Annotated in this window: 6 protein-coding genes and 2 tRNA genes; 2 read left to right on the forward strand and 6 right to left on the reverse strand. The window is 63.8% G+C overall.

Annotation, left to right across the window (positions count from 1 at the left end; all coding sequences use genetic code 11):
* Positions 1-134 precede the first annotated feature (134 nt).
* Together QZY06_RS05755 and QZY06_RS05760 are read left to right on the forward strand one after the other, a co-directional pair.
* Entirely contained in the window at positions 135-2,108 is a 1,974-nt protein-coding gene (locus QZY06_RS05755; protein WP_295681414.1) for an amidase family protein, read from the forward strand.
* Between the two features lie 90 nt (positions 2,109-2,198).
* Entirely contained in the window at positions 2,199-2,720 is a 522-nt protein-coding gene (locus tag QZY06_RS05760; protein WP_295681418.1) for a hypothetical protein, read from the forward strand.
* A gap of 116 nt (positions 2,721-2,836) precedes the next feature.
* Here the strand turns inward: QZY06_RS05760 and QZY06_RS05765 are convergent.
* The 6 genes from QZY06_RS05765 to aceA form a co-directional block, all read right to left on the reverse strand.
* Positions 2,837-2,910 (reverse strand) — tRNA-Cys (locus QZY06_RS05765).
* 103 nt (positions 2,911-3,013) lie between these two features.
* Positions 3,014-3,089, reverse strand: a tRNA-Gly gene (locus QZY06_RS05770).
* Positions 3,090-3,175: 86 nt separating this feature from the next.
* The gene (gene pgsA, locus QZY06_RS05775) at positions 3,176-3,748 is read right to left on the reverse strand and encodes a CDP-diacylglycerol--glycerol-3-phosphate 3-phosphatidyltransferase (protein WP_295681421.1); all 573 of its coding nucleotides are present in this window, start codon (positions 3,746-3,748) and stop codon (positions 3,176-3,178) included.
* 119 nt (positions 3,749-3,867) lie between these two features.
* The gene (gene uvrC, locus QZY06_RS05780) at positions 3,868-5,700 is read right to left on the reverse strand and encodes an excinuclease ABC subunit UvrC (protein WP_295681425.1); all 1,833 of its coding nucleotides are present in this window, start codon (positions 5,698-5,700) and stop codon (positions 3,868-3,870) included.
* Positions 5,701-5,815: 115 nt separating this feature from the next.
* Positions 5,816-6,424 (reverse strand): SRPBCC family protein, encoded by a 609-nt coding sequence (locus tag QZY06_RS05785; RefSeq protein ID WP_295681428.1) that lies wholly within the window; start codon positions 6,422-6,424, stop codon positions 5,816-5,818.
* A 163-nt stretch (positions 6,425-6,587) separates the two neighbouring features.
* A partial coding sequence (gene aceA / locus QZY06_RS05790) for an isocitrate lyase (protein ID WP_295681432.1) occupies positions 6,588-7,445 on the reverse strand: 858 nt, incomplete at its 5' end.

The following is a 7,445-nucleotide window of genomic DNA, read 5'->3' on the forward strand; positions in this document are numbered from 1 at the left end:
ACGGTCGCATCGTATCCCGCGAGCCGAGCTATGTTCGGCATGGCTCGTCCCAGGCGAAAGCCGACCCCCAAGCGTAGGGTCCCCGGGACGATTTCTCGTCTAAGTGGACATCCCCCACTCGATGGATCGTCCTCATGCGCCTGCGCCACCCGCTATCGACCTCGTACGCCTGCTGGCTGCTCGTCGCCGCTGCCGTCATACCGACCGCTGCATGGGCCGAATTCGCCGTCGAAGAAGCGACCATCGAGCAGATACACGCGGCCTACCTCAGCGGCAAGACCACGGCGCATGAGGTGACCGCGGCCTATCTCGCACGCATCGAGGCCTACGATCAGCAGGGGCCGATGCTGAACGCCATCATCACGGTCAACCAGCAGGCGCTGGAGCAAGCCGATGCGCTCGATGCCAGGCTCAGGGCGACCGGCAAGCTCAGCGGCCCACTGCACGGCATTCCCTTCGTCGCCAAGGACAACATCGACACCGGCGATCTGCCGACCTCGGGCGGCTCGGCATCGCTGGCGGACTTTCAACCGCAGCGCGATGGCACATCGATCGAACGCGTTCGCAAGGCCGGCGGCATCCTGATCGCCAAGGCTTCGCTCGCGGAGTTCGCCAACGGCGGCTTCGACAGCATCAATTCGCGCTCGCCCGGCTACATCCGCAACCCGTACAACACCGCCTATGCCTCGGGTGGATCGTCCGGCGGCACTGGCGTCGCCATGGCGGCCAATTTCGCGGTGATCGGTCTGGGCACCGACACAGGCATCTCGGTGCGGGCGCCGGCGTCGATCAACAGCGTGGTCGGCCTGCGCGTCTCGCACGGCCTGGTGAGTCTCGATGGCGTGATGCCGCTGAATGTCTTCTGGGATACGGTCGGGCCGATGGCGCGCACCGTGCGCGATACCGCCGCCCTGCTGGAAGCCATCGCCGGCCCGGATGCGCGTGATCCGATCAGCCAGAAGAGCAAGGGCCATGTGCCCAAGAGCTATACCGCAGGACTGAAGCCGGGATCGCTGAAGGGCAAACGGCTCGGCGTGCTGCGGCAGATCGTGCCGGCCGACAACTCCGATCCCAGAGTCGTCGCGCTGATGGATCAAGCCATTGCCGACCTGAGAAAAGCCGGCGCGGTGATCGTCGATCCCTTCGCGATGCCCGAGCTGCCGGAACTGACCAAGGACTGGAAAGGCTACACCCGCATGCGCGACGACTTCGATGCCTATCTGGCCACCCATCCGACCGCGCCCTACAAATCGTTCAAGGACATCGTGGCGTCGAAGAAATACTTGGCGCCGCGCTTCGAGACGGCGTTCACCAACCAGGCCAACTACGAATATCCGGCGGACAAGGATCCCACCACGGCGGCGAAGCAGCAGCGCAGCGAGGAGATTCGCCAGGTGTTCCTGAAAGCCTTCGATGCGGCGAAGCTAGACGCCATCATCTATCCGCAATTCAATTTTCCGCCGAAGAAGAACGGCGACACCTACACGCCGCTGGGCCGCGATCAGAACATGTACTCCTCGATCACCGGCTTTCCGGCGCTCGTGGTGCCGATGGGCTTCGTCGATCCCGGCCTGCCGATGGGCATGCAGTTCTTTGGCCGGCCGTGGAGTGAAGCGACGCTGTTCGAGATCGGCTACGGCTATGAACAGGCCACGCATCACCGCGTGCCGCCGCCGACCACGCCGCCGTTGAAGGACAGCTTCGCATCGAAGTTCATCGGCACCTGGAAGCTGGTCGCGATCGCCGATCGTGATCCCAAGACCGGCTTGGAAACACCCGCCGAGCGCGCCGCCGCCGATGGCCAGCTCGTTTATGCCGCCAATGGCCGCCTGTCGGTGCAGATCGTCCGCACTGGTCGCGAGCAAGCGCCTGCAGGTTCTGCCGATGGTTTCAGCAGCTACTTCGGTCGCTGGGAGTTGCTGCCGGCAGAAGGCTGCATGGTCCATCACCAGGACGGCAATCTGAATCAAGCCCGCATCGGCGAAGCGGCCAAGCGCTACTACAGCTTCGATGCGCAGGGCCATCTGTCGCTGGCGACGCCGCCGAGCAAGCGCGCGGATGGGAAGGAAGCTTCGTCGGTGTTCATCTGGGAAAAGATTCCCGGATGACGCGGGCAGGAAGCGCGGGTTGGTCCGCACATACTGGGGACGTCGCTTGGGCTAGATTCATCAGCACGCTCTCCACCGACCGACCCAGGCATGAACGCAAAATCAGTGATCGACGACGCAGCCAGCATGAGCGAGCGCATGCGCACGCTGCTGTTCCTGAACGGCGTAGGACTGCTGGTGCTGGCGATCCTGATCGGCTGGGTCTGGTTCTTCACGCTGCTGGGCAAGATCGTGCTCTGGCCCTTGCCGATCGACATCACGATCTCGGTGCCCGATGACGGCCGCGCCTGGCGCATGGCCCACATGGAAGGCATCACGCACGGCTTGATCCTGATGGCCTTTGGTGCCGGCGGACGCTTCCTGCGCCTGCGCGCGCGGCAGTTCACCTGGTTCTTCTGGTCCGCCGTGGTGACTGCCTGGCTGTTCACCGTGCCGGCGATCTTCAATGCCTTGTTCGGCACCCGAGGTCTGTCGTTCGGCGGCGCCCCGTTCAAGGGCGGTCTCGCCAACGACATCATCTATCTGTTCGGCTGGCCGCCGGTGATCGGCGTCCACATCATGCTCGGGCTGGGCCTGCTCGGGGTCTGGCGGCATTTACGCGCGGTGAGCTGAAGTACGCGCTGGATTTCGTGCGCGGCCACTTCGGACCTGCCGGAAGATTCGGGAGCCTGCCGGAAGATTAGGGAATAAGCGTCGCTGAAAGCCTTGCACGCCAAGGGTTTCAGAGGTGGAGGCTCGAGCCGGAATTGAACCGACGTACGGGGATTTGCAGTCCCCTGCATCACCACTCTGCCATCGAGCCAGCGTCGGTCGCATTGCGCGAACCGCTTGCAGCGCAGGGCCTGTTTTGAGCCCTGAAGCGAAAAAACCTCGTCGTTAAACGAGGTTCTGTCTGTCGAAACCGATGGAGCGGGAAACGAGATTCGAACTCGCGACCTCAACCTTGGCAAGGTTGCGCTCTACCAGCTGAGCTATTCCCGCACCGTGTTCCGAGGCGCGTATTCTAGTGATTGCCGACGGGCTGTCAAGCCAAACAGCGACTATTTTTCGGCAGTCCGCCAAGGCGATCAGGCCGGCCGCTGGAGCTCGTCTCTCATCAGCGGCCAGGCTGCCTTCATGTAGACGGCCATCGACCACAAAGTCAGCGCCGCAGCCCCGAACAGCAGGCCGTAGCCGAGCTCGTAGACCGGGATCGGCCCCACCGGCAGCTTCCACAGCATCAGGCTGATCGCGGTCATCTGGAACGCAGTCTTGATCTTGCCGAGCATGCCGACGGCGACCCGCTTGCGCTCGCCCATTTCGGCCAGCCATTCGCGCAGCGCCGAGATGGTGATCTCGCGGCCGATGATGACCGCGACCAGCACGCCCATCAGGCCAGTCGAGTGATCACGCAGCAGCATCACCAGCGCGACCGCCACCAGCAGCTTGTCGGCGACTGGATCGAGGAAAGCGCCGAAGTTCGAGGTCTGGTTCCAGCGGCGAGCCAGCCAGCCATCCAGCCAGTCGGTGAACGCGGCGACGACGAACAGCACGGCCGAGGCTTGGCGGGCGTGCTGCCAGTCGACATAGAACAGGCCGAGCACCACCGGGATGATGGCGACACGGCCGAGTGTCAGGGCAGTTGGCAAATTGATCCGCATGGGTGAAGCAGTGTCCCGTGGTCTGTGACTAGTTTCCAGCAAAAGCAGGCGCAAATGGCTGCATTCCATCTGCAAGCTGCTTGCCTGACCACGCGATACTGACCATCAGCCGTTGCTCGTCAATGAAAGTGCGCGTAAATGCGCTCGGCGAGCCGGCGGTTGATGCCTTCGACCTTGGCCAGTTCGTCGATGCCGGCGCGCTTGATCTGGCCGAGCCCGCCGAGGGAATTCAACAGAGCGCGGCGCCGAGTCGGGCCCAGACCTTCGATCGCTTCCAGGCCCGAGGTGATGCGTGCCTTGTCGCGCCGCGCGCGATGGCCGGTGATCGCGAAGCGATGCGCTTCGTCGCGGATGCGCTGGATCAGATGCAGCGCCGGTGAATCCGGCGGCAGCACGATCGGTTGATCGCGCTCCGGCAGGATCAGCTGTTCAAGGCCTGGCCGACGTGTCGGCCCCTTGGCGATGGCGACGATGCGCACGCCATCGAAGTTCAGCTCGGCCAGCGCTGCGACGGCCGAGGCCAGCTGCCCTGCCCCGCCGTCGATGAACAGCACGTCCGGCACTTGCACCTCGCCGGCCTTCACGCGCGCGAAGCGCCGCGACACCGCCTGCTTGATCGCGGCGTAGTCATCGCCCGGCGTGATGCCTTCGATGTTGAACTTGCGATAGGCGATCTTTAGCGGCCCTTCCTCGTTGAACACCACGCAGGACGCCACCGGCAGCTCGCCCATCGAATGGCTGATGTCGAAGCATTCCAACCGCCGCGGCGGCGCATCCAGATCCAGCGCCTGCTGCAGTTCGATCAGGCGTTTGTCCATGCTCGCGGCCTCGACCAGCCGCGTCGACAGCGCCTGATTGGCGGTGTTGATCGCCATCTCCATCAGCCGCTGCTTCGGCCCGCGCTGCGGCTCGGTGATCTTCACCTTGCGACCGGCCGCGTGGGCCAGCGTGGTCTCGATCCATTCGAGATCGTCCGGCTGATGGCTGATCAGCACTTCGGGCGGCACCGGCCGGTTCAGGTAGTACTGGCCGAGAAAGCTGCCGAGCAGTTCCGGAATCTCGATGCCATGCGGATGCTTCGGGAAGAAGCTGCCATGACCGAGGTTCAGACCATCGCGCACCGAGGTGACGACGATGCAGCTGGCCGATGGATGCTGGGCGACGGCGATGACATCGATCTCGTCGGCACCGCCGGTGATCGCGCGGTTCTCGCGGACACGGGCGAGTGCGGCGATCTGATCACGCAGCTTGGCGGCGCGCTCGAACTCCAGCGCTTCGGCGGCGGCTTCCATCTCGGTGCCGATCTCCTTCGCCAATTCGTCACCACGGCCTTCGAGCAGACGCACTGCGCGGGCGACGTCCAGCGCGTAATCCTCCGGCGCGATCATCTTCACGCAGGGTGCGGAGCAGCGGCGGATCTGATGCTGCAGGCAGGGCCGGCGGCGATTGGCGAAGAAGCTGTCGTTGCAGGGACGCAGCTTGAACAGCTTTTGCAGCGTGTACAGGGTTTCGCGCACCGCGGTCGCGCTCGGGAACGGACCGAAGTAGCGCGCTTCGCTGTCCTTGCCGCCGCGATGGAAGCCGATGCGCGGATAGTCATGCCCGTTGCTGATCTTCACATACGGGTAGCTCTTGTCGTCGCGCAGGCTGACGTTGTAACGCGGGTTCTGCTCCTTGATCAGCGTTGCTTCGAGCAGCAGCGCCTCGTCCTCGGTGTGGGTCAGCGACACCTCGATGCGAGCGATCTGGTCGACCATCGATTCGATGCGCGGATTGCCGCTGGCGCGCAGGAAATAGCTCGATACGCGCTTCTTCAGATTGCGCGCCTTGCCGACGTACAGCAGCTCGTTACCGGCGTCGTACATGCGATAGACGCCGGGCGAGCTGGTCAGCTGCGACAGGAAGGCCCGGGAATCGAAACGGGCATCAGACGGGGGAAGCGGTTCGCTCATCGCGCGAAGGATACCGGCGTGGCCGGTGCAGCGGCAGACCTGAGGCGCAAGGCCCGCAAACCGCAGATCAGACTGCCGGGCGGCCTTGCGCCGCCCGGCATCAGAGGCAGCAGCTTCAGCTCGTGGGAGCTGCTTCCGGCGCGGCCGCAGGAGCCGCTTCCGGAGCCGGCTCCGGCGTTGCCGATACCGGCGGCAGGCTTTCGGCGAGCACCTTCAGGCGACTCAGGCCCTTCTCGTAATCCTGGCCGATGTACTTGTCCATCATCAGGCCGAAGTAGCGGTGAATCGGATTGCTGCCTAGCACGGAATCCATCGACCAGGTCACCAGGCTGCCGTTGCCGTCCGGCTTGATCGCCAGCGTGGTCGTGCTGGGCTGATCGAAGCCTTCGAAATCGAGCTCGATCTTGACCTCGCTGTTCGGGGTGGTGGCGATGATCTCCTGACTGCCGGCACCGACATCGGCATTACCGTGCCAGGTGTAACGGGCACCGACACCGGAAGCGGGGCCGCTGCGCTCGACCTTGACCTGCGGATCGAGATCCGCCCAGGGCGACCATTGGTCGAACTTCTCGAAGCTGTTCAGCACTGCGTACAGCGTGCTTGGCGAAGCCAGGATCTTCGCGCTGCGCTCGACATGGACCTTATCGGCCAGCAGGAAGCCGATGCCGACCAGACCCACTAGCAACACCATCACAAATACGACGACGCGGATCAGCAAACGCATTGCATTCCTCCCGAGAATGTCACGGAGCTCTGGTTGGCTCTGTCCGGCGCCGAATGCGCCGCGCCCGACTATACGATGCTCAACAGCGCCACCGTTAGCCTGATCGACGCCCATAAAAAAGCCCGGCTCGAGGCCGGGCTTCTTGTTCAACCAAGCAATACGCTTAGTGGAACTGCTCTTCTTCGGTCGAACCCGTGAGGGCCTTGACCGACGACGAACCGCCCTGAATCACGGTGGTCACGTCGTCGAAGTAGCCGGCGCCGACTTCCTGCTGATGGCTGACGAAGGTGTAACCCTGGTCGCGGGCCGCGAATTCCGGCTCCTGCACCATCTGCGTGTAGTGCTTCATGCCTTCGCCGCGGGCGTAGGCATGGGCGAACTGGAAGGTGTTGAACCAGTTGATGTGGATGCCAGCCAGGGTGATGAACTGGTACTTGTAGCCCAGCGCCGACAGATCTTCCTGGAACGAGGCGATCTGCTTGTCGTTGAGGTTCTTCTTCCAGTTGAACGACGGCGAGCAGTTGTACGACAGCAGCTTGCCCGGGCAGGCAGCGTGCACGGCCTGCGCGAATTCACGGGCGAAGCCGATGTCCGGCACACCGGTTTCGCACCAGACCAGATCGGCGTACGGGGCGTAAGCCACGCCGCGCGAGATGGCCTGCTCGAGGCCGTTCTTGACCCGGTAGAAACCTTCCGGAGTGCGCTCGCCCGTCAGGAACGGCTTGTCGTTCGCGTCGTGGTCGGAGGTGATCAGGTTGGCGGCTTCGGCATCGGTACGGGCCAGCACGATGGTCGGCACGCCCAGCACGTCGGCAGCGAAACGCGCCGAGATCAGCTTCTCGATCGCTTCCTGCGTCGGCACCAGCACCTTGCCGCCCATATGGCCACACTTCTTGACCGCAGCGAGCTGATCTTCGAAGTGAACGCCGGCGGCGCCGGAGACGATCATGTTCTTCATCAGTTCGAAGGCGTTCAGCACGCCACCGAAACCGGCTTCCGCGTCAGCGACGATCGGCAGGAA

The sequence above is a fragment of the uncultured Nevskia sp. genome, assembly GCF_903885465.1.
In the GTDB taxonomy this organism is placed as follows: Bacteria; Pseudomonadota; Gammaproteobacteria; order Nevskiales; family Nevskiaceae; genus Nevskia.

Excerpts from the sequence above, each read along its gene's own strand:
- QZY06_RS05760 (WP_295681418.1), top strand. The coding sequence starts at position 2,199 with ATGAACGCAAAATCAGTGATCGACGACGCAGCCAGCATGAGCGAGCGC.
- QZY06_RS05785 (WP_295681428.1), bottom strand. The coding sequence starts at position 6,424 with ATGCGTTTGCTGATCCGCGTCGTCGTATTTGTGATGGTGTTGCTAGTG.
- pgsA (WP_295681421.1), bottom strand. The coding sequence starts at position 3,748 with ATGCGGATCAATTTGCCAACTGCCCTGACACTCGGCCGTGTCGCCATC.
- uvrC (WP_295681425.1), bottom strand. The coding sequence starts at position 5,700 with ATGAGCGAACCGCTTCCCCCGTCTGATGCCCGTTTCGATTCCCGGGCC.
- QZY06_RS05755 (WP_295681414.1), top strand. The coding sequence starts at position 135 with ATGCGCCTGCGCCACCCGCTATCGACCTCGTACGCCTGCTGGCTGCTC.